Genomic DNA, 26,065 nt, shown 5'->3' on the forward strand with positions numbered 1-26,065 from the left:
TTTACATAGCCATTCCGCCATCTACACTGATGACCTGACCGGTGATATAACCAGCCTGGTCCGATGCCAGAAATACTGCCGCAGCCGCAACATCTTCCGGGGTTCCAAAACGTCTCATAGGGATCTGCTCCATAGATACCGCTTTTACGGTATCAGACAGCACATTTGTCATATCTGTCTCAATGTATCCGGGAGCTATCGCATTAACCGTTATTCCTCTGCTGGCAGACTCTCTGGCAAATGATTTTGTCATACCAATCACTCCTGCCTTAGCTGCACAGTAGTTTGCCTGACCTGCATTTCCAAGAATTCCAGATACAGAAGAAATGTTGATGATCCTTCCGCCTCTCTGCTTAATCATCTGGCGGGAAACATGCTTCATGCAGTTAAATACACCTTTTAAATTAATACTGATTACAGCATCAAACTCTTCTTCAGACATTTTCATTAGAAGATTATCTCTGGTAATACCTGCATTGTTTATAAGAATATCCAGCCTTCCATACTTTTTAATCACACCATCTAAAAATGCACCTGATGCTTCAAAATTGGATACATTACAGGCAATTGCTTCCGCTTTTCCGCCCTTTTCTTCAATCTCCTTTACTACCTGGAGAGCTTTTTCCTCCGAGCCGTTATAATTGACAATTACAGTGGCTCCTTCCAGTCCCAGTCTTAACGCAATCGCTCTTCCGATTCCTCTGCTGGCACCGGTGACAACCGCTATTTTCCCATCTAACATATCTGGCACCTCCCCGTTAAATTTCCACTAATTTATCAATATCTTCCAGTTTTTCTATATTAAAGACTCTTACATCTCTCGTTATCTTTTTAATAAACCCTGCAAGGGTTTTACCAGGTCCGATTTCTATAAATGTATCCACTCCGTCCGCTATCATGGCTTCCACGCTCTGCTGGAACTTAACGGAAGATGATACCTGACGGATCAGCAGGGGCTTAACCTCATCTGCCTCAGTCACGTAACCTGCTGTTACATTTGCTGCATAAGGGATCACAGGCTTATGAATTTCAATATTCTCAAGGACTGTACCCAGTTTTTCACCGGCACCGGTCAGCATCCTGGAATGGAACGGACCGCTGACATTTAAGCCAATCACTCTCTTTGCGCCAGCTGCCAGCAGCTTCTCACCGGCTTCCTCTACCGCTTCTTTCTTTCCTGATATAACAATCTGCCCCGGGCAGTTATAATTTGCAATCTGGACTCCGTCAATCTGGCTCAATACTTCTTCAATTTTAGCAGCATCCAGAGCAAGAACCGCTGACATCGCTCCCAGCCCGGCAGGAACCGCTTCCTGCATAAAGATTCCTCTCTGTCTGACTGTTAAGATTGCATCCTGATCACTCATCACACCAGCTGCTGCAAGTGCGCAATATTCTCCCAGGCTTAAACCAGCCGTTATATCCGGTCTGATCCCTGTTTTTTCTTCCAGCACCCTCATCATAGCGATACCTGTTGTCACCATAGCAGCCTGCGTATACTCTGTAATATCCAGCCGGTCATTCTTCTCAAAGCAGAGTTCCGGCAGGGAAAAACCAAGAAGCCCTGATGCCATATCATAGATTTCTTTTCCAATTGCTGTCTGCTCATAAAAATCCTGGCCCATACCGCAGTACTGTGCGCCCTGGCCTGGGAAAATAAATGCGATCTTGCTCATAGTCATAAACTCCTCTTTAACGGCCAAGAAGCTTCCCGGCCTGTTCCATCATTTCTACTATCATTTCCTTACACGTCTGTTCCTTGCTGATCATACCCGCAATCTGTCCGGCCATAACTGTGCCGTTAATTACATCTCCCTCTAAAACTGCGTTCCGAAGGGTTCCAAGGGTTAAATATTCCAGTTCTTCAAAGGATTTTCCTTCTTCCTCCAGCTTCACATACTGTCTGGTCATCTGGTTTCTTAAAGATCTTACCGGATGCCCGTGTGTACGTCCTGTTACTGCCGAGTCAATATCCTTTGCTTTTATAATTCTCTGTTTGTAATTATCATGTACTATAGATTCTTTGGAAACCACAAATCTGGTTCCGATCTGAACAGCCTCTGCACCCAGCATAAATGCTGCGGCGATTCCTCTTCCGTCACCGATTCCACCAGCTGCTATAACAGGTATGGATACCGCATCTGCTATCTGGGGAACTAAAGTCATGGTGGTCTGCTCTCCAATATGTCCGCCGGATTCACACCCTTCCGCAACAACCGCATCCGCACCATATCGTTCCATTCGTTTTGCAAGAGCTACGGACGCAACCACGGGAATTACCTTAATCCCTGCTGCCTTCCACATCTCCATGTATTTCTCCGGATTACCAGCCCCGGTGGTTACCACCTTAATGCCTTCCTCCACAATCACCTTAGCCACATCTTCTGCGTGAGGACTTAAAAGCATAACATTTACACCAATTGGCTTATTAGTCAGCTTCTTTGCTTTACGGATTTCCTCACGTACCACTTCACCTGGTGCGTTGGCTCCGCCTATTAATCCCAGACCACCAGCTTCTGAAACTGCTGCTGCAAGATGGTGCTCCGCAACCCATGCCATACCGCCCTGTATGATTGGATATTCGATACCCAAAAGTTGGGTAATTCTGGTATTCATTACGCTTCCACGCCCTTTGCTTTTAAATAGTCCATAACCTGCTGTACTGTTGTTAACTTCTCTAAATCTTCGGAGGGAATTTCAACCGAATACTCATCCTCAAGAGCCATAACCAGCTCAAATAAATCAAGGGAATCTGCTCCTAAATCTTCTTTGAAAGATGATTCTGGTTTAATAACTCCTTCCTCTACATTTAACTGCTCTGCTATTATTTCCTTCATTTTTTCTAACATCTTCTAATCTCCTTTTGCTTCGTCGTATTCATTTTTTATATGCTATTACTTTGATTTCCAAAGTATTAGTCCTATTAATTACCACTCCATCAGAGTGGCTCCCCAGGTAAGTCCTGCCCCAAATCCGGCAAGTACAATCTTATCTCCCTGCTTAAGCTCTCCCGCTCTGTTTAATTCATCTAACAGTAAAGGAACCGATGCTCCCGATGTGTTACCATACCGTTCCAGATTGGTAGGAAATTTCTCCATGGGTACTTTCAGCCGCTTTGCGATGGATTCGAAGATCCGGTAATTGGCCTGATGCAGGATAAAATACTTAATTTCACTTAGATCCGTTCGGCTCTCAGAAAGCACTTCTAAGATCGCTTCCGGAACAGTTTTTACTGCAAACCGGAACACTTCCTGCCCATCCATGGACATATAGCCAGTTTCCGGCTGTTGACCAGTCAGGAAATTTCCTGTAGTCCGTGATACACAGTCCAGAGCATTTCCTCTTGTGCCATCCGCACCCATGGTCATATAAAGCGTTCCTGTCTCTTCTGCCCGGACTACGGCAGCTCCTGCACCATCTCCAAAAAGTACGCAGGATCCTCTGTCCGTCCAGTCAATCAGCTTACTTAACGTATCTGCTCCGATCACCAGACCTGTTTTATAGATGCCAGCCTGAAAAAATGCAGAAATTGTATGAAAGCCATAGATAAAACCAGAGCATGCAGCACTTAAATCAAAAGCGATTGCTCCATGTGCGCCAATGGCCGCCTGTACCTCACATGCTCCGCTTGGAAAGCAGCGGTCAGGAGTAGAAGTAGCCAGAATAATAATGTCCAGTTCATCTGCGGATATACCGGAATCCTCTAACGCAGCCTTTGCTGCTTTTATAGCCAGATCCGTAGTTCCAGACTGAGCCTCTGCAATCCGGCGTTCTAAAATTCCAGTTCTGGACCGGATCCATTCGTCACTGGTCTCCACGATCTTTGCCAGATCATCATTGGTCACAACCCGGTCCGGTACTGCTGAACCTGTTCCAATTATTTTTGTTGTCATAGATTTCCCCCATTCATGCTTCTGTTCCATTCCGGTATCTTCCGGCCTGGAATGAAATCATGCCTCGTTGGATTGTTTTACATCTCAAATATTTTGAATATCAAAATAATTTTATTAAAATAAACGCCTCTTGTCAAGATTTTTTTTATATTTCCCTGTTCAGCAGATACTGATAAACCTCTCTTTTACTGATTCCACGGTCCTTTGCAACCATACGCATGGCTTCTTTTCTGTCCATTCCCTGGCGCTCATAAAGCTCCATATGTTCTTCCACAGACATCTCTTCAAAAACTTTTGTCTGCTCCATGCGTATCTCCTCAAAACTCTTCCCCTCTACTACAATGACACATTCCCCCTTAGGATCCTCGTTCTGGTAAGTACTTAATGCCTGAGTAAAGGTAGTTCGAAAAGCCGTCTCATACCGCTTTGTCAACTCTCTGCAGACCGTTATTCTCCGTTCACCCAATGCCTGATAAAGCTCTTCTAAAGTCCGGACCAGACGATGAGGCGCCTCATAGAGTATGATAGTTCTTGTTTCATCTTTCAGTTCATTTAAAATCCACTGCTTTTCCTTCTTATCCGCGGGCAGAAACGCCTCAAAACAAAAACGCCGGGTTCCCAGTCCGGACAGCGTCAGCGCTGTAATACAAGCAGCCGGACCTGGCAGAGAAGTCACCTCCACGGAAGCCTCATAACACTGCTTCACCAGTTCTTCTCCAGGATCAGAGATCCCAGGAGTTCCGGCGTCTGTAATAAGAGCCACCATAACCCCCTGTTTCATCTGCTCAACCAGATAAACTGCCTTTTCCACCTTATTGTACTCGTGGTAGCTGGTCATGGGAGTCTTAATATCAAAATGATTCAGAAGCTTAATGCTGTGACGGGTATCCTCCGCTGCAATTAAATCGGCTTCCTTTAATGTATTTAAAACCCGCAAGGTAATGTCATCCAGATTACCAATGGGAGTGGCACATAAATATAATTTACCTTTTTTTTCGTCCATTTTTCCTGCTCCCTGCAAAGATTCTTTTTTAATCTGTCGGTCAGTATCCGTAAATCGTATAAATCTCGTCCGTATATACCCCTGGTTCCTTATAAACAACAACCGGTGCCTCCACCTTGATCATGGACCGCCCCCCTCTTACCGCTTCAATAAGGACCATATTGGCTTCCTTATCCACAAAGGGATGAACCATCTTCATTCGTTTAGGCTCCATCCCCACACTTTTTAATGCTGTTATAATTTCAATCAGCCTGTGAGGCCTGTGAACCAGGTAAAACCGCCCTCCCGGACGGAGAAGCTTTGCTGCTTCCCTCGTCACATCCTGCAGCGTACACAACACTTCATGACGGGATATTGCCTTTGGCAGATCCGGATTTTTCAGGCCATGGGCATCATTCATATAGGGAGGATTGGAGGTCACCACATCAAAAGAAGCCGCACCAAATAAACGGCTGGCTTCCTTTATATCTCCTCTGACAATGGATATTTTATCTTCCAGATGATTCAGCTCCACACTTCTTGATGCCATATCAGCCACTTCTTCCTGGATCTCTAGCCCGGTATAATGAAGCCCCTGATTCTTTGCTTCCAAAAGAATGGGAATAATTCCTGTGCCAGTTCCAAGATCCACCGCCTTTTCCCCTGGCTTTACGTTTGCAAAGCCAGAGAGCAGGACTGCATCCATACCGAAACAGAATCCATCCCGGTTTTGTATAATCTGATAACCGTTCCGCAAAAGGTCATCAATCCGTTCATTGTCTTTTAACTTAATTGTCATCTAACTTGGACTTTCCCTCTTTCTTTTCCAGTGCTTCCAAAGCCTTTAACTCCTCATCTGCCACCTGGTTTTTCTCCCTGCGGCGTCTGGGCTTAAACTTTAACTGCTCAACCTTGTATTCCCTGATTTCCTTTTCGTCCTTAATGGTCACGACTACCTTGACTAACTGTCTGAGTACACTGACAGAGTGAACTTCACCCCTTAATCCGTCATCTGTGGTCACAAAATCACCCACTACCGGTAGCTTGCTGTTCAGTTCCTCGTAGGTTTCCTCTTCATTCTTCAGACAGCACATGAGTCTTCCGCATACACCGGAAATCTTGGTAGGATTTAAGGAGAGATTCTGTTCCTTTGCCATCTTAATCGAAACCGGTATGAATTCAGAAAGGTATGAGTGGCAGCATAATGTTCTTCCACAGATACCAACTCCTCCCACAATCTTAGTTTCATCTCTGACACCTACCTGGCGCAGTTCAATCCTGGTTTTAAAAACAGAAGCCAGATCCTTCACCAGTTCCCTGAAATCAATTCTTCCGTCTGCGGTAAAATAAAACAGCACCTTGTTGTTGTCAAATGTATACTCTGCATCAATCAGCTTCATTAAAAGACCATGCTTTTTAATCTTATCCTTACAGATCTTAAATGCTTCTTTTTCCTTTTCGTGGTTCTTTTTCTCCACCTCATCATCTGCTTTGGTAGCCATGCGGATCACTGATTTTAAGGGCTGAACTACCTTCTCATCCTCTACTTCACGGGCACCAAGAACAACATAACCATACTCAATCCCTCTTGCTGTCTCTACGATTACATGATCTCCCGCCTTTGCCTCCAGATTTACAGGATCAAAGTAATAGATCTTTCCTGCATTCCGGAATCTGACGCCAATAACTTTTATCATCAATTAATTCTCCTTCATTACAAGCAGCATAAGCTCCATCGCCAGTTCCATATTCACGTTGGCATTTAAACGGACCCTTGCCTTATCTATGGCCTGTAGAATCAATTCGATCCCCTCATAAGAGCTGGCAGCGCTCATCTCTTTCATTGTATTAAATTCTTCTTTAAAAACAAGAAGATTGATATCCTGTGTTACTTTAAACATTAAAACATCCCGATACCATAGCTGCATAAAATCCAAACAGTCAGACAAATCCGGATCCTGTTCCTTCACCTTCCTGATATAATTAAGCAGTTCCATGATATCCATCTCTTTTAGATGCTTCAGCATATGGATTAAATCCAGATACAGCGTCTGAAATTCTTCTGACGCAGCCAGATGAATGGCACGTCCTAAATTACCTCTGGCAAATGCTCCGTATACTTCCGCCCTGCTCTCTCCGATTCCAAAAGATCCTGTCAGATACGAAATAATAACAGAATCCTTAAGCGGCTTTAATTTTAACTGCACGCATCTGGAGAGAATAGTAGGCAAAAATGCCTCCTGGTTGGTAGTAAGAAGCATAATAACTGCATAGGCTGGGGGTTCCTCGATGGTCTTTAAAATAGCATTCTGAGCCTGAACCGTCATCTTCTCCGCCTCATCAACAATATAAATTTTATAATAACTGCTGTAAGGACGAATCATAATTGTATCCTGTATCTGACTTCGGATGTCATCTACACCGATACCCGCTGTTTTTTCATGTGTGACAGTAATAAGATCCGGATGGTTCCCGCTCATGACCTGCTTACAGGCATGGCACTGCATACACGGCTCACTGGTTCCTTTTTCACACAGCAAGGTCATGGCAAATGCGTTAGCCAGAGATTTTCTTCCCATTCCCGCTTCTCCGGTAAGAATATACGCATGGGAAACATGGTTTGATTCAATCGCCTTCTGTAAATGTTCCTTGATTCTCTCGTGACCGATAATATCGTGGAATCCTGGCATAGAGACACCTCCCTATCGCTGTTGTATGACCCGTTTTCTAAAAAACCAGCCAGTATCATTATAACATAGAACGTTTTTCATCACAAGAAAGAAGTATTGGCAAAATCTTATCCCTTTAAAAATTTCTCCAGATGTTCTCCATGGAAACAATGACCCCCATCCCAGACATCATGATAAATCTCTTTTTCCTCCCCAAACAGCCGGTAGGCCTTTCGGATCACATCTAACTGTTCCAGAACATTTTCCAATCCCCTGTAGCCATTCAGATGATCGGAACGGGCCGACTGCACCATCAGAGGTCTTGGCGCCAGGAGCGCACCAATATCCCCCATATCCACATGTTCCCAAAGATGAGGCACATAATTACAGCTGCAATTTCCATTCAGCCTTAAAAGAGAGTCCGAGTATCCATATAAGTATCCGCTGATTATCACTGTTTTAATCCGGTCATCCAGCGCAGAAAGCCAAAGCGTCTGCATCCCGCCGCCGGAGAATCCCACACAGCCAATGGACTCCTCATCCCATTCTCCCCTTTCCTTTACATAATCAGTCAGTCTCATCAAATCCCAGGTGCACATGCCAATGACAGTCATGCCCAGCGGTTCTGCCATATGCGCCAGATGAAAACAGGTTGAATTTAAAAATTCATTTTCCTCTTCTCCCTGCAGCGCAGCTTCCCTTCGCTCCCCGAAGCCACGGCAATCAGGACAAAGTACCACATAACCAAGCTTTGCCATCTGCAGGCCGTAATCGTAATGAAACAGTTCTATCTTATCTGCAACTGAAGGAATCGAGCGAACCCCGGCAACCGAATATTTTCCTGCTCCCTGGTGTCCCGGAGGCGCCAGAAAGCATTTCAGCTTTTCTTCTCCCTTCTTTGGAGGTATCAGTACATAAACAGGCATATATACTTCCGGTTCAACCTGAAGCAGAATCTTCTCACGTATAATTCCGTCCTCTATCTCCACACGTTCCAGACAATCCGGGTTTAAGGGACAGTCTTCCATGTTGTGCAGACCGATGAGAGATTTTAACAGCTGTTTTGTTTCCTGCTTCCAAATCTCATAATCTGTTTTAGTTTCCGCACAAAATCTGTTTTTTCTTCCCTTCTTTTTCATCCTTTTAACAAGCTGTTCTTCACAGGTATAAAAGCGGAAAATTGGGATAGTTCTCTTTTTCTCTTCCATATTGTAACCTTTCTTAAACGATATAATTAAAACTGTGAAAAACCGGCACAGAAGTAAATCTCTGTGCCGGTCTTAAAATCATTATTTGGTAGATGAAACGAAACGGTCATACTGCTGCTGCTTCACCTTCAGCAATTCTTTTAATCCCATGTTATCAAGTGTGGATAAATAGGAATCAAATGTGCTTAAGTCCGTCGTTCCCGTAATAAATGCCACATTCATTTCATCTACATAAGTAGTGATATCAACCAGATACTGAGAAATTATATTCTGCTCATCTTTTGTTGAGTAGATGAAAGGCCATGGTGCCTTAGAAAATGCCTGCAGCTCCTTATCCTTATCAACATGCCATTTTGGAAGCAGTACATCCGTTGCCTCTACCGACTGCTGGGATGGAAGACATCCTGCATTGATACCAAGCTGCTGAAGCCAGTTATTATCAGAAGCTTTCTCCGTATAAGCCTTTTTTCCATCTGAAGATACGGTGTAGCTCTCTCCTTCAAGTCCCCATACATAATAGTTCTGCGCTTCATCGCTCATAGCATAGTCCAAAAACTTAATGGCAAGAAGCGGGTCCTTTTGAGACTTGCTGATTCCGAATATATTGGCAATGGGGTTTCTTCCCAGATAATAGCCTTTTGATTCTCCGGAAAGAGGAGGAATACCAACCATAATTCCCTTATCACCAGTATACTCCGGATACTGCTTGCTGTAAAGCTGGGACATCTGCCAGCTGTAATCAAATGTCGCACCTGTTATATTTCTTGCACAACGCTCTGTAATCTGATCACGGGTAAGAGAAGTATATTCAACTTCTAAAAGCCCTTCTTTATAAAGACCATTTAAAAATGTAAGGTACTTCTTGTAATTCACAGATTCTGCCGCTGAATAGTGTACGGTCCCGTTTTCATCAGCATAAAAACCATCCACCAGGTTGAGCCCGAACGCCGGACCAAACATATAAGGAAGATTCTTCGCTGTAACGCTTAATGGAATTTCATCGGTTTTATCTCCGTTTCCGTTCATATCATTGTCCCGGAATGCGCGGAGATCTTCCACAAACTCATCCAGTGTAGTTGGTACCGGAAGCCCCAGTTTATCTAACCACTGCATATTCATCATGGTACACGGCTGATAGTTATCCGTTACAACCGTCTGAGGCACATAATAAATATGGCCATCCTCGGCAGTAAGACTGGCTTTTATCTTAGGGTTGTTATCCAGAAACTTTTTGTAATTAGGCATATAATTCATATACTCGTCAAGTGGATAGAAAAGCCCTGCAGTAATATAAGTCATGTTGTCATCCAGATCCGGTAGTTCTACGATATCAGGAAGATCCGCACCTGATGCAAGCATAGGACTTACACTGTCTTTGTAATTTGTGGGTGATACAAGTGTCCAGTCAATCGTAACCCCAGCATTGGATGCAATAGTCTTAATGATGTCCGCATTGGCATAATCTACTGTGGAATACCAGGAATTCTGCGCCAGAATGCTGACCTTTGCATCAGGAGTATCTGTAACTGGTGCTTCCCCTGTATAATTAAATTCTGCCTCTTTGTTGTTATCCTCTTTTGGCTGTGTCTGTGCGTTCTTTCCTGAACACCCGGATAATGCCGCTGCAGCTATCATTGACGATAATACGGCTGCTTTCCAATATCCTCTCTTTTTCATTGTAACGTCCTCCTTTTTATTATATATAATCAATACATGATTATCCTTTTACTGCCCCCAGCATTGTTCCTTTCACCAGATATTTCTGAATAAAGGGAGTAAGACATACAATCGGCACCATGGATAAAACGATACAGACGTATCTGATCTGAATGGTGGACTGTGCTGCTGCACTTGCTGCAGTTGCATTTCCGGAAGCCTGCATGATCTCTGTAGAGGCCATCAGAAGAATTCTTCTCAGAAACAGCTGTAATGGCTGCAGATTCTGCTTTCCGATATAAAGCAGTGCGCTGAAAAAATCATTATAACGTGCCACTGCATAATACAAGGTTAATACTGCCAGCGTTGGTTTAATTAAAGGAACAGCAATTTTTAATAAGATCTGAAAGTCATTTGCCCCTTCCAGATAAGCATTCTCAAATAATTCCTCTGCAATGCCTTCAAGCGCAGAACGGCAGATCATTACATTATAGGCGCTGACCAGTACCGGGAGTATCATGGCAAGTCTGCTGTTATACAGGCCAAGCCCGGTTACTACCAGATAGCCTGGTATGAGGCCACCTGAAAAATACATGGTAAATGCCAATAGAAAATTCATTTTCTTTCTTAAGAAAAACCGTTTTCTGGAAAGCGGATATGCCGCCAGACAGGTAAATATGATGTTTAAGCAGGTTCCTGTAATTGTGTAATAAAATGTATTTCCATAAGAGATCCACAGATCCTTATAAGCCATGACCATCCGGTATGTATCCAGATTAATATCAACCGGAAGCAGTGTTACTATCCCCTTGTTCACCGCTTCGCCGGAGCTTAGTGAAATGCTTACTACATATACAAAAGGATACAGAGTAATACAGACTGCTGCTGCAATCAGTATCCAGATACCAGCATCAAATATCTTATCCGTGATACATTCATTTTTAAATTCTGTCCATGTGCTTTTCTGTTTCATTTCTTCCTCCTTACCATACAGATGTTTCTGTCAGCTTTCTGCTCAGCCTGTTAGCCGTAAATACGATGACAAAACCGATCAGAGAATTAAACAGTCCCACTGCTGTGGCATAGCTGTAATTCTGATTTCCGATACCCTGCCTGTATACATAGGTAGAAATTACATCTGCCGTTTCGTAAATTCCGGAGTTGTAAAGCAGATAAACCTTCTCAAATCCTACATTCAGCAAATTGCCCAGTGACATAATGAGTAAAAGCACGATAGTCGGCTTAATGCTGGGCAGAACCAGATAGCGTATCGTCTGAACCTTACTTGCACCATCCACCTTCATGGCTTCATAAAGCTCTGGCGCAACTCCCATAATGGCAGCCACAAAGATAATGGAATTAAACCCGAAACTCTGCCACGAACCGGATATTACATAGACAGCCCTAAACCATTTTGGCTCTCCCAGGAAATTCACCGCCGTTCCTCCAGCCTTCACAATGAACTGATTGATAATACCGCTGGAAGGTGATAAAAAGTTGGTTATCATTCCGCAGATTACCACTGTTGAGATGAAGTAAGGAAGATATGTAATAATCTGAGTTCCTTTCTGTAAATACTTGCTTTTTATCTGAGTGATACACAGTGCAAAAATAATGGGAATAGGAAACCCAAATATCAGTGAATAAAACGACAGTAAAAATGTATTACGGATCAGCCTGAACGCATACGGTGAGTTAAAAAACTGAATAAACCATTTAAGCCCCACAAAAGATCCCGTATACAGCCCCATCATACCGCTGCCTGCCTTAAATTGTGTAAACGCCATTACAAGACCTGTCATAGGTAAATAGGCGAATATCAGATAGTAGATCAAAACTGGTGCAAACATCAGCAGCAGATATTTGTCTCTCTTTACATTTTTGCGAAAAAGCATCTTTTTCTCTTCCTTAGAAAGCTTTTTACGAATCATTCCTTTAATCCCCTTCCATTTGATGAGTGATACGTTTATTGTATATATTGCATTATTTATTTGCTAGTTTCACTTTTTTCAAGTACATTTTGCACACAAAAAATGAATGGATCAAAAAAGGTAAGAAGATTTGTTGTCCTTTTTTGATCCATTCTTCATCTTTTATTCTATTTATTTGTTTAATTATAACGATTCGTCTTCCGCTGTCTTATCTCCCCTGAAGTCACTTGGGTTGCATGCCATAATTGCTTTGAAATTTCTTCTGAATGTCAGCATATTGGTATAGCCACATTCCTCCGCAATTTTCTCAAGCGAAAGGGAAGAGTTCTTTAACAAATCAATGGCATGGGATATTCTCCTCTCCTGTACATACTTTAAATAAGTCATCCCAAACTGCTTCTTCACCAAAGCTGTTACGTATTTGCTGCTCACAGAAAAATGTTCTGCGATCTGAGTGAGAGAAAGATTCGGATCTTTGTCATTTTGATTAATATACTCAATTAATTCCAGATCTGACTGGTTGTTATTATCTCTGATTTCTTCAGCCTGGTACATTTCAAAAAATAGGTCTGTTACCAGACTGCTGTAATAGCCTATTACTTCTTCCATGGTTCGGTATGGAGGACACTTGTCCACTCTTCTTAATGGAATGCCGCACTGATCCCAGACCGCCTGCATTGCTTTTACCACGGTAACATACAACTCACTCAGCAGAAGTTTTCCAGCATAAACAGAGTTATCAAAATCCATCTGGTTTCTTTTTTCAATTTCTTCAAAAAAATGGCTGATACTCTCTCTGTCCTGATCCCTTATTCCTTTTGTCAGCTGCCTGATTCCATCCTTAGGAAAGTAATAATTCATGGAACAGTCTGACTGAATATCATGAAAATAGATGATTCCTCTGCCCTCCCAGAGAATCTTCTCGAGTGCCAGCATTACATTATCACAGGAAACTGATAATTCCTCCAGCTCCTCCTTTACATCATCCGCACCAACCGTTACCACACATTTAGCACCCAGAGTCTTTTTCATTTTTTCAAAAAATTCGTAGAGCCTGTCTTCCAGATGTTCGCCATTATTGCTGTTAAAAATCAGATAAACATGCAGCGCATCCTTTTCATAGCACAAAATCTTAAATTCTGCATCAGATTCCTTTTCTGCCAGATCCGAAATTGCCTTTAACGCCTTTTTTGATTCTTCCTTTGCCCACTTCTCTCCAAAATACAAATCCACCATTGCAGTCATAAAAAACACTCTTTTTAACTGAATAAACTCTTTTATAAACTCTTTATTTCCGGATTCCTCATCATTTCCCATAATAAGACTATGAAGGATACCCTGGCTGGCATAGGGAGACATATTGTGAACCTGCTGCATATATCCATTTCGTTCTCCCAGAAGATCCATCACACCGGAAACAATTTTTTCTTTTCCTACCAGATTCCGTATCTTCTCAAATGGTGAAGAATACCTGTTTGCAAAAAAGTAAGCAATAATAAGATAACCCATACATATGAAAAAGCCAAAAAGCATGGCGATAGATCCCAGATCCGACAGCTCAAACCCAAACTTGTCTTTCTTTGCAATAATCTCATAAGAGATTAAATTACTCACCCTGGAATTCTGTTTAAAAAACCTGCCATCTTCAATCCCTTCCTTAATAACAGGTTTTCCATTATAATAAACAGCATAGCCGCAGGCTTCCCCTGAGGCAGACTTAAGCATCTCCTGTATTTTCTGATTTTCAAACAGAACACAGATAATTCCTCTCTGTGATCCGGAACCATATTGATAAGCACCGCTGTAAATCAGATATTGCTTGAAAAAAGTGAGCTTGCTGTTGTTCATATTTAAGCAGGTGTTTAAATCCGTAACCGCTAAGCAGTCTGTATTCCATCCAGATAAATCGATGCGGTCCGATAAATGGATAACCTCATCACTGGTGTATATTTTATTATAATCATTAAGCATTAAAACAACATCAGAAATATTAAAATCATCACCCGCTGTTTTCTGGTAACGAATATCATTTAAGATCTGGTATAACAGATAAGAATCCACCGGACTATTCATTTGAACCGTCATATAGAGTTTATTGATCAAAGAAGAATTATTAAGGTTTGATATAATATTCTGAGCATTGTAAATCTGCTGATCCATACCGTTGGCAAATGCCTGAGCTTTGGTTTCATAGTATGTCACAGCCTGATTTTCCTTCACCTTTACTGCTTCATATATCACCGTAGCTGAGTATACCAGGAAGCTCAGTATAATAAACAGACAATAGGACAGAAACATATTCTTAAAAAACCGGCTCTTACGTGCTTCCATAGCATTCATAATTTGTTCACCTTATTCATCCCTCACCATTTCTTTTGCACTTTTCCGTACATATTTCATAATTAATATACCAAATCAGTCAAACGATAGCAAGAAAATTTACTATGCCGGAATTTGTCACATATATAGAGAGCTGGGCAATTCTATACCAGCATTTATTTTTATGCATTTATTTTATTCAAAGGTAGATTTAAATGTATTTGTCAGGCATTATTACTCATTATTCTTTTTGCATCTTCTATCTTTTTACATTTTTAGACAAATTATTCTCTTTATTTTCAGTATTTGTGTTGAGAATATCTTAACTGTGAAGTATACTTAACCTAAAAGGCTATACTGTAATAAAATGAAAAAACGGGAGATGGTTGCAATTTTAGGTATGGTAATTGCAGACGATGAAAAAAAGATCTGTAAGCTCATCGAATATTTAGTTAATTGGGATGAAATTGGAATCCAGCTGCTGGGGACTGCATACGACGGTATCACTGCGCTGCAGCTGATTAATGAAAAAAAACCGGATATTCTTCTTACAGATATCCGCATGCCTGGTATGGATGGGCTTTGTCTGATTGAAGAAGCAAAAAAGCTGAATGATATTCTTAAATGCATTATCATCAGCGGTTATAAAGATTTTCAATATGCCCAGCAGGGAATGAGATTTGGGGTGAGGGATTATCTGTTAAAGCCAATTAATCAGGAAGACTTAACCCGTACATTGAAAAAACTGGTTAAGGAAACCCACGAGCAGATGTGGAAACAATCAACACACCTGCATCTTGAAGAAACACTAAAAACTTACACCGGAACCTTTAAACATCTGTTTCTCAAAACGGTTCTTCAAAAAAAACTGTGCGAGCAGGAAGAAACCATATTAAAGGAAGTAACGGAAATCAATGCTGCTGATATCATAAAAGATTCATCCCGCTGCATTGCAGTGAAACCAAATATCAATTACAGGGAATTTACAGAAGAAAGCTACCAGCTTCTGACAGAAAAAACTCTGGAAATCGCAGAAGTGGAATTTTCCTCACACAACTGGGTCTGGATATCTGAAATTACCAGAGAGGGAATTTATTTTCTTCTATTTTATAATGCTTTGGACCGAAAAGAGCTGCTGGAATCCATTAATCACATAAAAGAGCGTGTTCTCAGTCTGCAGGACCTTTTTCCCAGACTTTACTTTCATGCTGTCATTAGTGAGCCGGCTGACAACTGTCTCCAGCTGATTCACCGCATCAAGGAAAGCCGGATTGGCATAGGAAACCGCCTTCTCACAAGTCTAAACACGGTCTCCGAGATCAAATCATATGTCCCTTTTCCAGCAGAACCAAAATCCATTGATACCAGAATCTCTGAGCTGCTGGAAAACAAGCCGGAAGCATTTGATATGGCTGGAATTAAAAAATGCGTGGAAGCCGCCAGAGAAATCATGACAGCAGAGGGTATCTCATCCTGCTTACAGGTAAAGAAAAATCTATTGGTTCTTCTAAATTATTACCTTAAAGGTTTCAGACAACTGGATACTACCCTGACAGACAGTGAAATAGAAGCCTGGTTTTCTGAAATGTATGAACACTGTACCAGTATAGAGCAGACTTTCTGCCTTTTGGAGGAGACTCTTTGTAAGACACTTCAAAATGTCCTGGAACATTTGAAGAACAGAGAAATTAAACCGGTGATCTATGCCAAGCATTATATAGAAGAAAACAGGGGAATCAACATTAAACTGGAAGAACTGGCAAAAAACACAGGATTCAGCTATACCTATTTTTCCTCTCTTTTTAAAAAGGAGACAGGAAAAACATTAACGGAATACATACAAATGGTGCGTATTGAAAGTGCAAAGAAACTACTGACTGAGAAGGAACGAAGCATTAGTGAAGTGGCAGAACTGGCCGGTTATAATGATATAAAATTTTTCACCAGACAGTTTAAGAAGACACTTGGCGTATCCCCTAATGAGTACCGGAAATTATTTACCAACCGTTCACAAGGAGGTCATTGATTGAAAAAGCTATGGTTGAAAAACCGGTTTATATTATGGACCGGTCTCCTCATAACCTGGAACATTCTTTCTCTCGTCCTGCTTATACTGATCCTTATGGCGAATCGCAAACAGGAATACTATCCTGCAGTGTTTCTGGTATTCATTCTGGCCCTGGGACTTATCCTTACTCTTCTGTGGGGAAAGGTGAAGATATGGGAACCTCTGGGTTCTATGGAAAAGCAGGCAGAGCTTTTTAATAATGGTATTATTTTTACTGAGCTCTTTAAAAGTCTGAAAGGAATATCTCCCAGCTTTGATGAATTGTTATCAGGACTTCATACCAGTCTGGATAAGGACAAGATGATTGAGAATGCCAAACAGCAGGCCCGCTACCTCGCTCTTCAAAACCAGATTAATCCTCATTTTCTTTATAATGTACTGGAATCCATCCGTTCGGATGCCATTATGGCAGGTGTCCCGGAGATTGGAAAGATCACAGAAGCACTGGCGGTCTTTTTCCGCTATACTACTTCCAACATGGAGAGCCTGACAACACTGGAAGAGGAACTTTCCAACGTCAGAAATTATTTTCTGATTCAGAAATACCGTTTCGAGGATAAAATTGATCTGGATATCCTGCTGCCGGAGGAGGAAAATCTATTAAAAGCAAGGATTCCCAAACTCACACTTCAGCCTATTGTTGAAAATGCAATTAAGCATGGATTGGAACCAAAGATTGAAGGCGGAAACGTGATAATAGATATTGATCACAGCGATACTATCCTGTATATTTCCGTTACAGATAATGGCGTTGGAATCGATGAATCCACTCTGGAATATCTAAATGATACGCTCTTACATATGGCAGGAGGCAATGGTTCCGTCAGAGAAGATAAAAAAGGCGGTATTGCACTGAATAATGTAAATTCCAGAATCCGCCTTCTTATGGGAGAGGAATATGGATTACACTTGTTTAGTTCGCCAGCTTCCGGTACAGAGGTCTCATTTACGCTTCCCTACATACTTGATGAAGCAGAAAGGCTGGGAAAATGAAACAGGAAGTACTGCGATACGAGAATATTTACTGCTCTGAAGGAAATCAAACCCTGCTCAAAGGCCTATGCCTGCGTGCTTTTCAGGGGCAGATCTGTTTTGCCATTATTCCCAACCTAATCGAGAAACAGAATTTTCTCAGTCTTCTGGAAGGAACATTAAAACCTGACTCCGGCTGGATTTACTGGAATGGGAATAAGTTAAATTCCCGTCGTTCCCAGGATCAGATCCGGAAACAAACCTCTTTTATCGGCAGGAACAGAGGTGTTTTTTCCCAGCTAAGCGTTGGGGAAAATATTTTTGTGGCAAATAGCAGGGTACTTTGGTGGAACCGGGCATCCCTGCTTTGCCGGAAGGCTCCGGATCTTTTGACAGAACTTAAACTAACGCTTCCCATGTCTGCCAAAGCACATACACTGGATTTTGGCAGACAAAAGCAGATTGAACTCCTGCGCGCTTACGTATCTGGACGAAAATTGGCTGTCATTACCGATCTGGAGATGTTTTTATCAGAAGAAGAGATGAAAGATTTTTTTGATCTCACTGTAAAATTAAAAATGAAGGGCATGACCTTTCTCTATGTTTCAGGAAGCGATACTGATTTATGGAACCTGGCAGATGAGGTTACCATTATAAAAAAAGGCAGATCAATCAGCAGGATAATCCCCAGTCACGACATTTCCTCATTAAACCAACCAATTACTTCGGCTGGCTTTGCTGCTAAAAAACAGCCGTCCTCTCCATATGTTTCTCTGGACCAATATATAAAAGGAGGAGAACTTGTAAATATACTTGATACAAACTCTGCAGAATGCAGTCATGCCATCTCCATACTGGAAAACTGCCGTTTCTTAACTTCAAAAGCAATCATATCCTATCAATACAAAACTTGTTTTCGCTCCATACTAAATGAAATTGTTTTTATTGAAGCCAGATCTCTCAATGAAATGGTATTTACCGATATGACTATCATGGATAACTTAATTTTTATGCTCATGCAGAAGAATTCAGGTATTTCCTTTAAGAAGTCATATCGGAAACTGGTACAAAATATGACCCAGGGAATTTTCACAGAAAAAGAGCTTTTACTAAGAGCGGATAAAGCCAGTGATGAGTGTAAGCTGAAACTGATTTATTACCGTTGGATTTTTCTTCGACCTAAAGTTATGGTATGTATCAAACCCTTTTCATCCATGGATTATCAGCTCCGTTCCCTGACCATAAGCCTTCTTAATGAAGCTTTGAAAACCGGAATTGCCGTCATACTCATTACAAACCATATCACAGAAGCATATACCATGAAAGGAAAACATCTCACAGTTGAGAATGGCTGTTTACTTAAAGATTAGTCCTTCCTTTCTCAAAAAAAGCCGGTCAGGCTTTTTTTCTTCCCCTGATTCCCCCCATATCGAAACATTTACCCCCTTACAACACAAATTATACCATTGTTTTCTTGTGTTTTTGTCTATAAAATATTAATTACATTGAATCATTTTATGCAACTTGTATAATATTTGTTTTGAAAGGAGATTAAACTATGAAAAAAAGAATCTTATCCCTGATGTTAGTATCTGCCTTACTGGTATCTGCTACCGGCTGTGCAGGAAAAAAAGCAGACACTCCCCCGGCAGGCAGTGAAACTGCTTCCTCTGAAAAAGAAATCAAAGTTGGAGTAATCCTAAAAACGCTTTCCAGCGAATACTGGAGCTACGTTGCTGCCGGAGTCAATGCTGCCTCAAAGGATTTAGGTGTTAAAGTTGACCTTCAGGGCCCCGCTTCAGAAACTGCCTACGATGAGCAGAACAATATGATTGAGACCATGCTCGCCGGAGGAATCGATGCTTTTGTAATCTCTCCCCTTCAGTCAGAATCCGTTGCAAGTGTTATTGGTGATGTAAAAATACCAATCATAACTGTTGATACAGATGCAGAAATTCCTGGAAAAGTTGCTTTTGTAGGAACCGGCAATGACAAAGCAGCCTATCAGGGAGGATTGTTTGCTGCTGAAAAAGCCGGAAAAGGAACAAAAGCCGTGATTATTGGCGGTGTTGAAGGAAATGCAACCAGCGATGCCAGACAGGCCGGTTACACCAGGGCAATGGACGAAAATGGAATCGACATCGTATCCGTACAGTATGCCCAGTCCAATCCTGATACGGCTGCCAACGTGATGGAAAATATGATTACAGCCCAGAGCGGTGACATTCAGATTGTATTATGCCATAACGACGATACAGCTGCAGGAGCTGCAACCGCCTGTAAACAAAGCGGATTAAACGATGTTATTATTGTTGGTTTTGATGGAAACCAGAGCGGTGTACAAAATATTATTGACGGTACCATTACTGCCACCTGCGCTCAATCCGCATATACCATGGGATATAAAGCGGTAGAAACTGCTGTCAAATCAGTGAAGGGTGAGACAATAAAATCTTTTGTAGATACCGGCTGTCAAGTCATATCCTCCGAAAACGCGAAAGACTATTTAGAACAACTGAAAGGTTATTTAAACTAACCTGCCGGCAAGAGACAGAAAGGGTTGAACTGCTATGAGCTTAATGGAACTGAAACATGTGACGAAACGCTTTCCGGGAGTTGTGGCTCTGCGCAATATGTCACTGGAAATTAAACCAGGAGAGATTCATGGACTGATCGGGGAAAATGGTGCCGGCAAATCCACGCTGATTAAAGTACTGACCGGCGTATATACCCCGGAAGAAGGTACTCTCATCATGGACGGCAAAGAAGTCTCCTTTAAAAATCCACGAGATGCTGCTGCCCACGGAATTGCCTGCGTCTACCAGGAGCTTAACATTGTACGCCTTCTATCAGTCACAGATAATATTTTTATCAATAAAGCACTGAAAAAGAAGAACAGTCCACTTCTGGAATATGAAAAAATGCATGAGACAGCGCATGAAGTGATGATATCACTGGGACAGGATATTGATGTAAAGAAAGAATGCGGATCCTATGGTATGGGAATACAGCAGATGGTTGAAATAGCAAAAGCTGTTTTAATTGATGCAAAACTGATCATTATGGACGAACCCACCTCCAGTCTTGGAGAAAAAGAGGTTGCCCAACTAATGAACACCATCCGTTCTTTAAAGGCAAAAGGCATCTCCCTCCTGTTTGTTTCCCATAAACTGGAAGAACTCTTTGAGTTATGCGACCGGGTCACCGTTATGAGAGACGGAGAACATATCCTGACAAAAGACATTACAGAGATGGACAACGATTCTCTTATTTCCGCCATGGTAGGAAGAACCCTGGAAAATCAATATCCAAAGCTTAATACATCAAGAGGCAGAGAAGCCTTAAGAGTGGAACATCTAAACACAAACGGAGTCCTAAAAGACATCAGTTTTCATGCTAACTACGGGGAAATACTCGGTTTTGCCGGACTGGTAGGCGCGGGACGGACAGAAACCTTCCGGGCAATATTCGGCGCTGACGCCCACGATTCCGGTAACATTTATATTAATGAAAAATCTGTAACAATTAAATCTCCAAAGGATGCGATCCGTCTGGGTCTGGCTTTTTTAACAGAGGACAGAAAAGGACAGGGTCTGGTTTTGACCCAATCAGTACGTACCAATCTCATTCTCAGCTCCATGCATAAATGTAAAAAAGGATTCTTTCTGGATGAAAAACACATTGATCAGCTGGCCGGAGAAAACGTAGACAGTTTAAAAATCAAGATATCAGATTCAAAAGAAGCAGTGGGACAACTGTCAGGAGGTAATCAGCAAAAAGTAGTTATTGGCAAATGGATTAATACCAATGCAGATATCTATATCTTTGATGAACCAACCAGAGGCATCGACGTAGGTGCAAAAGTTGAAGTTTATAACATTATGAACAGCCTGATAAAAGCAGGTAAATGCGTAATCATGATATCCTCAGAACTGCCGGAAATTATCGGAATGAGCGACAGAGTTATTATAATGAGAGAAGGAAAAGTAATGGGTGAACTTTCAAGAGACCGTGATTTACTGAATCAGGAAACAATTATGAAAGCTGCCTGGGGAGGTGCTATACAATGAAAACAAAAAAACTAAAAGAAGCAATCAGTAAGGCAGCTCCGCTGCTGGCGCTTATCCTGTTGTTTATGATTCTGTCAATGGCAACAGATAAATTTCTAACTGTGAATAATATGATGAACATCTTACGTCAGACAGCTGTAAACGGTCTTATTTCAGCAGCTATGCTGGTTGTACTTATTACTGCAGGAATCGATCTTTCTGTAGGTGCTAACGCCATATTATGTGCCTGTGTGATGGGTATGCTTAAAAATTCACTAAAAATCACCAATCCATTCATACTGATACTGGCCTGTATCATCACCGGAATCCTGGTCGGATTTGCAAATGGTATCCTGTTGACAAAAATGCATCTTCCTCATCCCTTTGTATCAACTCTGGGCATGAAAAATGTACTTTGCGGACTTGCTCTTTTCGTCGTATCAACCAAAACTATTTCAGACTTTCCAGAAGGCGTCACATTTTTAGGGTCCTTTAATTTATTTAAAACAACCGGCGGTTTCTCCGGGATCCCGCTTTGCTTTATTGTTCTAATTCTTATTTACGGAGTGTACCATTTCTTTTTAAATAAAACCGCGCTGGGCAGAATGGTCTACTGTGTAGGTGGAAATCCGGAAGCCGCCCGCTTATCCGGCATTAATTCCGATAACGTTCTAATCTTTGTTTACACCTTATCCGGCTTTATGTGTGCCATTGCGGGTCTGGTTATTGTAGGACGTTCTGCAGTTGCCAATCCATCTGCTGCTATATCCCCCTATGACACGGATGCCATAGCAGCATGTATCATAGGCGGTGCTTCCTTCATGGGCGGAAAAGGAACGATCTGGGGAACATTAATTGGTGCACTGATGATCTCTACCATTCGCAACGGGCTGACACTTCTTAATACCTCCAGTTCCGTTCAATACATTGTAATTGGTATGGTTATCATCGCAGCTGTCTTTATTGACGTAACAAGATCCCGCATGGAAGCAAAAGCCAGAAGACTGGCAGCAAAATAAATGAAAAATGCTCTCTGTAATACAACAGGGAGCATTTTTATCATTCTATTCCTTTTTCCATTTTTAAACTCTTCTTAACCTGATTCACAATCTCATCCAGACAGCGCTCCAGATCATCATTTTGAAAACGGACTTCAATGCCGCAGCGAAGAAGATTCTCTTCCTTAAAATCCTCTTCATCTGCAAGAAATCTTCTGCATACCTCTTTATATTTAGGAAACTCCTGTCCCTGCTCTCTTTCAATGGAACGCAGTAATCGTTCTCTGTCACTAACCTCCACATAAATAGGATATAAATACTCATTACCAAAATAATCCCTGGTTTTCTCATAAGATTCCAATGTTCCAATCATGAGATAAGTACCATGCCCCATACGGTCAAACTGCCCGTCGTCTACCGTAAAGTAACTCCATGGTCCATAGATTGTTTCATAAGTACGTTCTTCAATTAACTTTTCTTCCCTGCGGAACTGTTCCAGTTTTTCTCTGGTTGTGAAAAAATATTCCACCCCGTTCACTTCTCCATCCCGAATGGGTCTGGTCGTATATGGGATAATGGTTTTCAATCCGGGAATTCTCTCCAGAAGTTTTTTATATATAGTATCCTTCCCTGAAGCACTTTTACCCATAATATAAAATATCCTGCTCATCGTTCACTACTCCAACTTTATTTAATCGTCTGTCCATCTAAAATATAAATAAATTCGATTCTTTCATCTTCTAAACCCTGTACCGGAAGCCCCATTTTCTTATATGATACAATAAGATCAATGAGTTCCCTTTTTAAAACTTCACCAGGGGCTACAATAGGAATTCCCGGTGGATATATATAAACAAATTCTGCAGAAACCTCATCCACAGCATCTTCCAGAAGAATCTTCTTTCGATGTGAATTCATCCCCTCTGCAATGGTATTTCTAATTTCCGGTCTGACTGGCTGCTCACCATATCCTCCTGACATATCCCATCTGGCCAGACTCTGACCCGATATTCCTCCTGCCTTTGCATCGATCTCTGACAGAGCCTGTAAAAGCCTTTTATAGCCCTCTTTCGTGTCAGCCAGTGTCAGAATAGCCGTAACATAGTCGGGCCCGCACATTTCCATCTCCAGATGATATACGTCCCTTAGTCTTTGGTCCAGTTGAGCCCCTGTCAAATTAGAGTTCCTTGTAGATATTATCAGTTTTGAGAGATCCACATCATAAACACCGGCTGTTCCTTTCACCTGCTCATCCAAAACTTTTAAATTAGAGAGACTCTTTAAATCCTCTCTTAACCCCATTATCTTATTAATAAACTTTTCCATACATTCCCGGCCCTGTTCCGCCATAAATCCAATGCAGTTATCAATGGAAGCCATTAATACATAAGAAGGGCTGCTTGTCTGATATATGTGCACATACCGGTCCAGCCTGTCCAAATCCACATAACCGTCTTTTACATGCATAACAGCCGTCTGCGTAAGAGAAGGGAGTGTTTTATGAAGACTCTGGATCACGACGTCCGCTCCCAGCTCTATGGCCGATACAGGGAAACCTGTCTCCTTGCCAAATGAAAAGTGAGCCCCATGCGCCTCATCAACAATTAATGGCAGATTAAACTTATGAGTGATATCCGCAAGCTTTCTGATATCTAACACGATCCCATCATAAGTAGGGGAAACCACAAGTACTCCCTCCGCCTCCGGATGGTTTTTCAACATATCTTCCATATCTTCCGGAAGTATTCCACCTTGAAGCCCAAACTCACCAATTAATTGTGGATAAATGTACTCTGCCTTTAAATCATTGAGGAAAACTCCATGAAATGCCGACTTATGACAATTCCTGCTCATTAATATGGTGCCCCCTCTGGATATGGTTCCGCTTATGGCACTTAATATCCCACAGCTGCTTCCATTCACCAGATAATAGGTTCTGTCACATTTGTAAATGGCAGACGCCCGGTCCATGGACTCTTTTAATATTCCCTGAGGATTATGCAGATTATCAAAACCATCAATCTCCGTAATATCGATTGAAAATGGATTGGTAAATTTCTTACTGAACGATTCTTTGTATTGCCTCTTATGTCCAGGCATGTGAAAAGGATAAAAATCAGAGTGTGCATACTCTGTTAATTGATCAAATAGATCCGGTTTTCGACTCACTATATAAACCGCCTCTCTTAATAGCTTGCTGAGCAATTTTATTAAATCAGCACTTTTAGTATATCATTCTTATCTCATCTTTACAATTTTTTCCCGCAGCGTTATAATAACCTGGAATCAAAAGGAGAATACCCATTATGAGAATGATAGAATTTAAAATGGAACGCCCCGGACTTGTTGAGGCTGGAGAAGAAGTCCAGATTATTGAACGCGAAGGAACCAGCAGCTACAGCTATATTATCGATCCTGCAGTTGCCATGTCGGGCTGTTATATGGGTCGTGACCGTATTAAATCCGATCATGGAATTGTAAAAGAGATCAAACATAATGACAGAGGATATTATGTAATTGTTGAATTCGATGAATAGCCACTTTTTCATCGAATATTTTTTTACAAAAAAAAAGCCCTGAAACATCACTGTTCCAAGGCTTGTCCTGAGACACCGGGGATTCGAACCCCGGACAACTTGATTAAAAGTCAAGTGCTCTACCACCTGAGCTAGTATCCCATATGCCCAAAGCCGGAATCGAACCAGCGACACGAGGATTTTCAGTCCTCTGCTCTACCAACTGAGCTATCTGGGCTCATGTGTAAAAACACATTATCCATAAAAAATACCAACAAAAATTGCGGGGGCAGGATTTGAACCTGCGACCTTCGGGTTATGAGCCCGACGAGCTTCCAGACTGCTCCACCCCGCGTTATTCAATTATATTATATGCAGTGATTAGGATTTTAATCACTGAATGGATGGAGATGGATTCGAACCATCGAAACGTGTCGTAACAGATTTACAGTCTGCCCCCTTTGGCCACTCGGGAACCCATCCAAAATATTGTTTTTGATACAAGCCGATGATCGGACTCGAACCGATAACCTGCTGATTACAAATCAGCTGCTCTGCCAATTGAGCCACATCGGCACAACTCTTCTCATGTATGAAACTTGCATACAGAATGGGACCTATAGGGCTCGAACCTATGACCCTCTGCTTGTAAGGCAGATGCTCTCCCAGCTGAGCTAAGATCCCATATTCAAATTTAGTTGTGAAACGACCCGGATGGGATTCGAACCCACGACCTCCGCCGTGACAGGGCGGCGCTCTAACCAACTGAGCCACCAGGCCAAAACTATTTTTTGAAAGCTGGTA

The 26,065-nt window shown here is 41.8% G+C and carries 23 protein-coding genes and 7 tRNA genes; 7 read left to right on the forward strand and 23 right to left on the reverse strand.

Annotation, left to right across the window (positions count from 1 at the left end; all coding sequences use genetic code 11):
• Position 1: 1 nt before the first annotated feature.
• From fabG to RZO55_RS05930, 14 genes are all read right to left on the reverse strand, one after another.
• Positions 2-742 (reverse strand): 3-oxoacyl-[acyl-carrier-protein] reductase, encoded by a 741-nt coding sequence (gene fabG / locus RZO55_RS05865; protein ID WP_318063353.1) that lies wholly within the window; start codon positions 740-742, stop codon positions 2-4.
• Between the two features lie 16 nt (positions 743-758).
• Complete coding sequence (gene fabD, locus RZO55_RS05870; RefSeq protein ID WP_318063354.1) at positions 759-1,676, reverse strand: ACP S-malonyltransferase; 918 nt, start codon at positions 1,674-1,676, stop codon at positions 759-761.
• A gap of 16 nt (positions 1,677-1,692) precedes the next feature.
• The gene (fabK, locus tag RZO55_RS05875; protein ID WP_318063355.1) at positions 1,693-2,616 is read right to left on the reverse strand and encodes an enoyl-[acyl-carrier-protein] reductase FabK; all 924 of its coding nucleotides are present in this window, start codon (positions 2,614-2,616) and stop codon (positions 1,693-1,695) included.
• On the reverse strand, positions 2,616-2,849 hold the full coding sequence (gene acpP, locus RZO55_RS05880) for an acyl carrier protein (RefSeq protein WP_318063356.1): 234 nt from the start codon (positions 2,847-2,849) through the stop codon (positions 2,616-2,618). The genes fabK and acpP overlap by 1 nt, the downstream gene beginning before the upstream one ends.
• A gap of 78 nt (positions 2,850-2,927) precedes the next feature.
• Positions 2,928-3,893, reverse strand: coding sequence for a beta-ketoacyl-ACP synthase III (locus RZO55_RS05885; RefSeq protein ID WP_318063357.1), 966 nt, complete (start codon positions 3,891-3,893; stop codon positions 2,928-2,930).
• Between the two features lie 145 nt (positions 3,894-4,038).
• The gene (rsmI, locus tag RZO55_RS05890; protein WP_318063358.1) at positions 4,039-4,896 is read right to left on the reverse strand and encodes a 16S rRNA (cytidine(1402)-2'-O)-methyltransferase; all 858 of its coding nucleotides are present in this window, start codon (positions 4,894-4,896) and stop codon (positions 4,039-4,041) included.
• Positions 4,897-4,936: 40 nt separating this feature from the next.
• A complete protein-coding gene (locus RZO55_RS05895; protein ID WP_318063359.1) occupies positions 4,937-5,674 on the reverse strand; it encodes a tRNA1(Val) (adenine(37)-N6)-methyltransferase in 738 nt (245 codons plus the stop codon).
• Positions 5,664-6,572, reverse strand: a complete 909-nt coding sequence (locus tag RZO55_RS05900; RefSeq protein WP_318063360.1) for a PSP1 domain-containing protein — start codon at positions 6,570-6,572, stop codon at positions 5,664-5,666. The genes RZO55_RS05895 and RZO55_RS05900 overlap by 11 nt, the downstream gene beginning before the upstream one ends.
• A 3-nt stretch (positions 6,573-6,575) precedes the next feature.
• Entirely contained in the window at positions 6,576-7,565 is a 990-nt protein-coding gene (holB, locus tag RZO55_RS05905; RefSeq protein ID WP_318063361.1) for a DNA polymerase III subunit delta', read from the reverse strand.
• Between the two features lie 107 nt (positions 7,566-7,672).
• Complete coding sequence (locus RZO55_RS05910) at positions 7,673-8,752, reverse strand: alpha/beta hydrolase family protein (RefSeq protein ID WP_318063362.1); 1,080 nt, start codon at positions 8,750-8,752, stop codon at positions 7,673-7,675.
• A gap of 81 nt (positions 8,753-8,833) precedes the next feature.
• Complete coding sequence (locus RZO55_RS05915) at positions 8,834-10,429, reverse strand: extracellular solute-binding protein (RefSeq protein WP_318063363.1); 1,596 nt, start codon at positions 10,427-10,429, stop codon at positions 8,834-8,836.
• A gap of 40 nt (positions 10,430-10,469) precedes the next feature.
• Positions 10,470-11,381 (reverse strand): carbohydrate ABC transporter permease, encoded by a 912-nt coding sequence (locus RZO55_RS05920; protein WP_318063364.1) that lies wholly within the window; start codon positions 11,379-11,381, stop codon positions 10,470-10,472.
• Between the two features lie 10 nt (positions 11,382-11,391).
• Positions 11,392-12,339, reverse strand: coding sequence for an ABC transporter permease (locus RZO55_RS05925; protein ID WP_318063365.1), 948 nt, complete (start codon positions 12,337-12,339; stop codon positions 11,392-11,394).
• A 183-nt stretch (positions 12,340-12,522) separates the two neighbouring features.
• Entirely contained in the window at positions 12,523-14,679 is a 2,157-nt protein-coding gene (locus RZO55_RS05930) for a helix-turn-helix domain-containing protein (RefSeq protein ID WP_318063366.1), read from the reverse strand.
• Between the two features lie 346 nt (positions 14,680-15,025).
• Here RZO55_RS05930 and RZO55_RS05935 point away from each other — a divergent pair, with 346 nt between their 5' ends.
• From RZO55_RS05935 to RZO55_RS05960, 6 genes are all read left to right on the forward strand, one after another.
• A complete protein-coding gene (locus tag RZO55_RS05935) occupies positions 15,026-16,684 on the forward strand; it encodes a response regulator transcription factor (RefSeq protein ID WP_318063367.1) in 1,659 nt (552 codons plus the stop codon).
• Entirely contained in the window at positions 16,685-17,719 is a 1,035-nt protein-coding gene (locus RZO55_RS05940; protein WP_318063368.1) for a sensor histidine kinase, read from the forward strand. It begins immediately after the preceding gene.
• Positions 17,716-19,068 carry an ATP-binding cassette domain-containing protein gene (locus tag RZO55_RS05945; RefSeq protein WP_318063369.1) on the forward strand — a complete coding sequence of 451 codons (1,353 nt, stop codon included), beginning with the start codon at positions 17,716-17,718 and terminating at the stop codon, positions 19,066-19,068. The genes RZO55_RS05940 and RZO55_RS05945 overlap by 4 nt, the downstream gene beginning before the upstream one ends.
• 188 nt (positions 19,069-19,256) lie before the next feature.
• Positions 19,257-20,234, forward strand: coding sequence for a sugar ABC transporter substrate-binding protein (locus RZO55_RS05950; RefSeq protein ID WP_318063370.1), 978 nt, complete (start codon positions 19,257-19,259; stop codon positions 20,232-20,234).
• A gap of 43 nt (positions 20,235-20,277) precedes the next feature.
• Positions 20,278-21,768, forward strand: a complete 1,491-nt coding sequence (locus RZO55_RS05955; RefSeq protein WP_336624266.1) for a sugar ABC transporter ATP-binding protein — start codon at positions 20,278-20,280, stop codon at positions 21,766-21,768.
• Positions 21,765-22,766 carry an ABC transporter permease gene (locus tag RZO55_RS05960; RefSeq protein WP_318063372.1) on the forward strand — a complete coding sequence of 334 codons (1,002 nt, stop codon included), beginning with the start codon at positions 21,765-21,767 and terminating at the stop codon, positions 22,764-22,766. Before RZO55_RS05955 ends, RZO55_RS05960 begins: the two co-directional genes overlap by 4 nt.
• 40 nt (positions 22,767-22,806) lie before the next feature.
• On the opposite strand, the gene RZO55_RS05965 is transcribed toward RZO55_RS05960, so the two are convergent.
• Positions 22,807-23,415, reverse strand: coding sequence for a nucleoside/nucleotide kinase family protein (locus RZO55_RS05965; RefSeq protein ID WP_318063373.1), 609 nt, complete (start codon positions 23,413-23,415; stop codon positions 22,807-22,809).
• A 17-nt stretch (positions 23,416-23,432) separates the two neighbouring features.
• Positions 23,433-24,914: an aminotransferase class I/II-fold pyridoxal phosphate-dependent enzyme gene (locus tag RZO55_RS05970; RefSeq protein WP_318063374.1), complete on the reverse strand. Its 1,482-nt coding sequence runs from the start codon at positions 24,912-24,914 to the stop codon at positions 23,433-23,435.
• Between the two features lie 137 nt (positions 24,915-25,051).
• Here RZO55_RS05970 and RZO55_RS05975 point away from each other — a divergent pair, with 137 nt between their 5' ends.
• Positions 25,052-25,282: a hypothetical protein gene (locus tag RZO55_RS05975; RefSeq protein ID WP_097005634.1), complete on the forward strand. Its 231-nt coding sequence runs from the start codon at positions 25,052-25,054 to the stop codon at positions 25,280-25,282.
• Positions 25,283-25,350: 68 nt separating this feature from the next.
• Here the strand turns inward: RZO55_RS05975 and RZO55_RS05980 are convergent.
• From RZO55_RS05980 to RZO55_RS06010, 7 genes are all read right to left on the reverse strand, one after another.
• Positions 25,351-25,423: transfer RNA gene (locus RZO55_RS05980), tRNA-Lys, on the reverse strand.
• Positions 25,424-25,426: 3 nt separating this feature from the next.
• Positions 25,427-25,499, reverse strand: a tRNA-Phe gene (locus RZO55_RS05985).
• Positions 25,500-25,542: 43 nt separating this feature from the next.
• A tRNA-Met gene (locus RZO55_RS05990) sits at positions 25,543-25,616 on the reverse strand.
• Between the two features lie 46 nt (positions 25,617-25,662).
• Positions 25,663-25,744: transfer RNA gene (locus RZO55_RS05995), tRNA-Tyr, on the reverse strand.
• 20 nt (positions 25,745-25,764) lie between these two features.
• Positions 25,765-25,837: transfer RNA gene (locus RZO55_RS06000), tRNA-Thr, on the reverse strand.
• A gap of 35 nt (positions 25,838-25,872) precedes the next feature.
• Positions 25,873-25,945 (reverse strand) — tRNA-Val (locus tag RZO55_RS06005).
• A gap of 22 nt (positions 25,946-25,967) precedes the next feature.
• Positions 25,968-26,041 (reverse strand) — tRNA-Asp (locus RZO55_RS06010).
• Between the last annotated feature and the right edge of the window lie 24 nt (positions 26,042-26,065).

The organism is Clostridium boliviensis (assembly GCF_033342255.1).
GTDB lineage: Bacteria > Bacillota > Clostridia > Lachnospirales > Lachnospiraceae > Lacrimispora > Lacrimispora boliviensis.

What these genes read in the sequence shown, in the direction of transcription:
- acpP (WP_318063356.1), bottom strand. Translation starts at nt 2,849, where the DNA reads ATGTTAGAAAAAATGAAGGAAATAATAGCAGAGCAGTTAAATGTAGAG.
- RZO55_RS05930 (WP_318063366.1), bottom strand. Translation starts at nt 14,679, where the DNA reads ATGAATGCTATGGAAGCACGTAAGAGCCGGTTTTTTAAGAATATGTTT.
- RZO55_RS05920 (WP_318063364.1), bottom strand. Translation starts at nt 11,381, where the DNA reads ATGAAACAGAAAAGCACATGGACAGAATTTAAAAATGAATGTATCACG.
- RZO55_RS05950 (WP_318063370.1), top strand. Translation starts at nt 19,257, where the DNA reads ATGAAAAAAAGAATCTTATCCCTGATGTTAGTATCTGCCTTACTGGTA.
- RZO55_RS05895 (WP_318063359.1), bottom strand. Translation starts at nt 5,674, where the DNA reads ATGACAATTAAGTTAAAAGACAATGAACGGATTGATGACCTTTTGCGG.
- RZO55_RS05935 (WP_318063367.1), top strand. Translation starts at nt 15,026, where the DNA reads ATGAAAAAACGGGAGATGGTTGCAATTTTAGGTATGGTAATTGCAGAC.
- holB (WP_318063361.1), bottom strand. Translation starts at nt 7,565, where the DNA reads ATGCCAGGATTCCACGATATTATCGGTCACGAGAGAATCAAGGAACAT.
- RZO55_RS05965 (WP_318063373.1), bottom strand. Translation starts at nt 23,415, where the DNA reads ATGAGCAGGATATTTTATATTATGGGTAAAAGTGCTTCAGGGAAGGAT.
- fabD (WP_318063354.1), bottom strand. Translation starts at nt 1,676, where the DNA reads ATGAGCAAGATCGCATTTATTTTCCCAGGCCAGGGCGCACAGTACTGC.
- RZO55_RS05900 (WP_318063360.1), bottom strand. Translation starts at nt 6,572, where the DNA reads ATGATAAAAGTTATTGGCGTCAGATTCCGGAATGCAGGAAAGATCTAT.
- RZO55_RS05915 (WP_318063363.1), bottom strand. Translation starts at nt 10,429, where the DNA reads ATGAAAAAGAGAGGATATTGGAAAGCAGCCGTATTATCGTCAATGATA.
- RZO55_RS05975 (WP_097005634.1), top strand. Translation starts at nt 25,052, where the DNA reads ATGAGAATGATAGAATTTAAAATGGAACGCCCCGGACTTGTTGAGGCT.
- RZO55_RS05925 (WP_318063365.1), bottom strand. Translation starts at nt 12,339, where the DNA reads ATGATTCGTAAAAAGCTTTCTAAGGAAGAGAAAAAGATGCTTTTTCGC.
- rsmI (WP_318063358.1), bottom strand. Translation starts at nt 4,896, where the DNA reads ATGGACGAAAAAAAAGGTAAATTATATTTATGTGCCACTCCCATTGGT.
- RZO55_RS05955 (WP_336624266.1), top strand. Translation starts at nt 20,278, where the DNA reads ATGGAACTGAAACATGTGACGAAACGCTTTCCGGGAGTTGTGGCTCTG.
- fabG (WP_318063353.1), bottom strand. Translation starts at nt 742, where the DNA reads ATGTTAGATGGGAAAATAGCGGTTGTCACCGGTGCCAGCAGAGGAATC.
- RZO55_RS05945 (WP_318063369.1), top strand. Translation starts at nt 17,716, where the DNA reads ATGAAACAGGAAGTACTGCGATACGAGAATATTTACTGCTCTGAAGGA.
- fabK (WP_318063355.1), bottom strand. Translation starts at nt 2,616, where the DNA reads ATGAATACCAGAATTACCCAACTTTTGGGTATCGAATATCCAATCATA.
- RZO55_RS05960 (WP_318063372.1), top strand. Translation starts at nt 21,765, where the DNA reads ATGAAAACAAAAAAACTAAAAGAAGCAATCAGTAAGGCAGCTCCGCTG.
- RZO55_RS05885 (WP_318063357.1), bottom strand. Translation starts at nt 3,893, where the DNA reads ATGACAACAAAAATAATTGGAACAGGTTCAGCAGTACCGGACCGGGTT.
- RZO55_RS05910 (WP_318063362.1), bottom strand. Translation starts at nt 8,752, where the DNA reads ATGGAAGAGAAAAAGAGAACTATCCCAATTTTCCGCTTTTATACCTGT.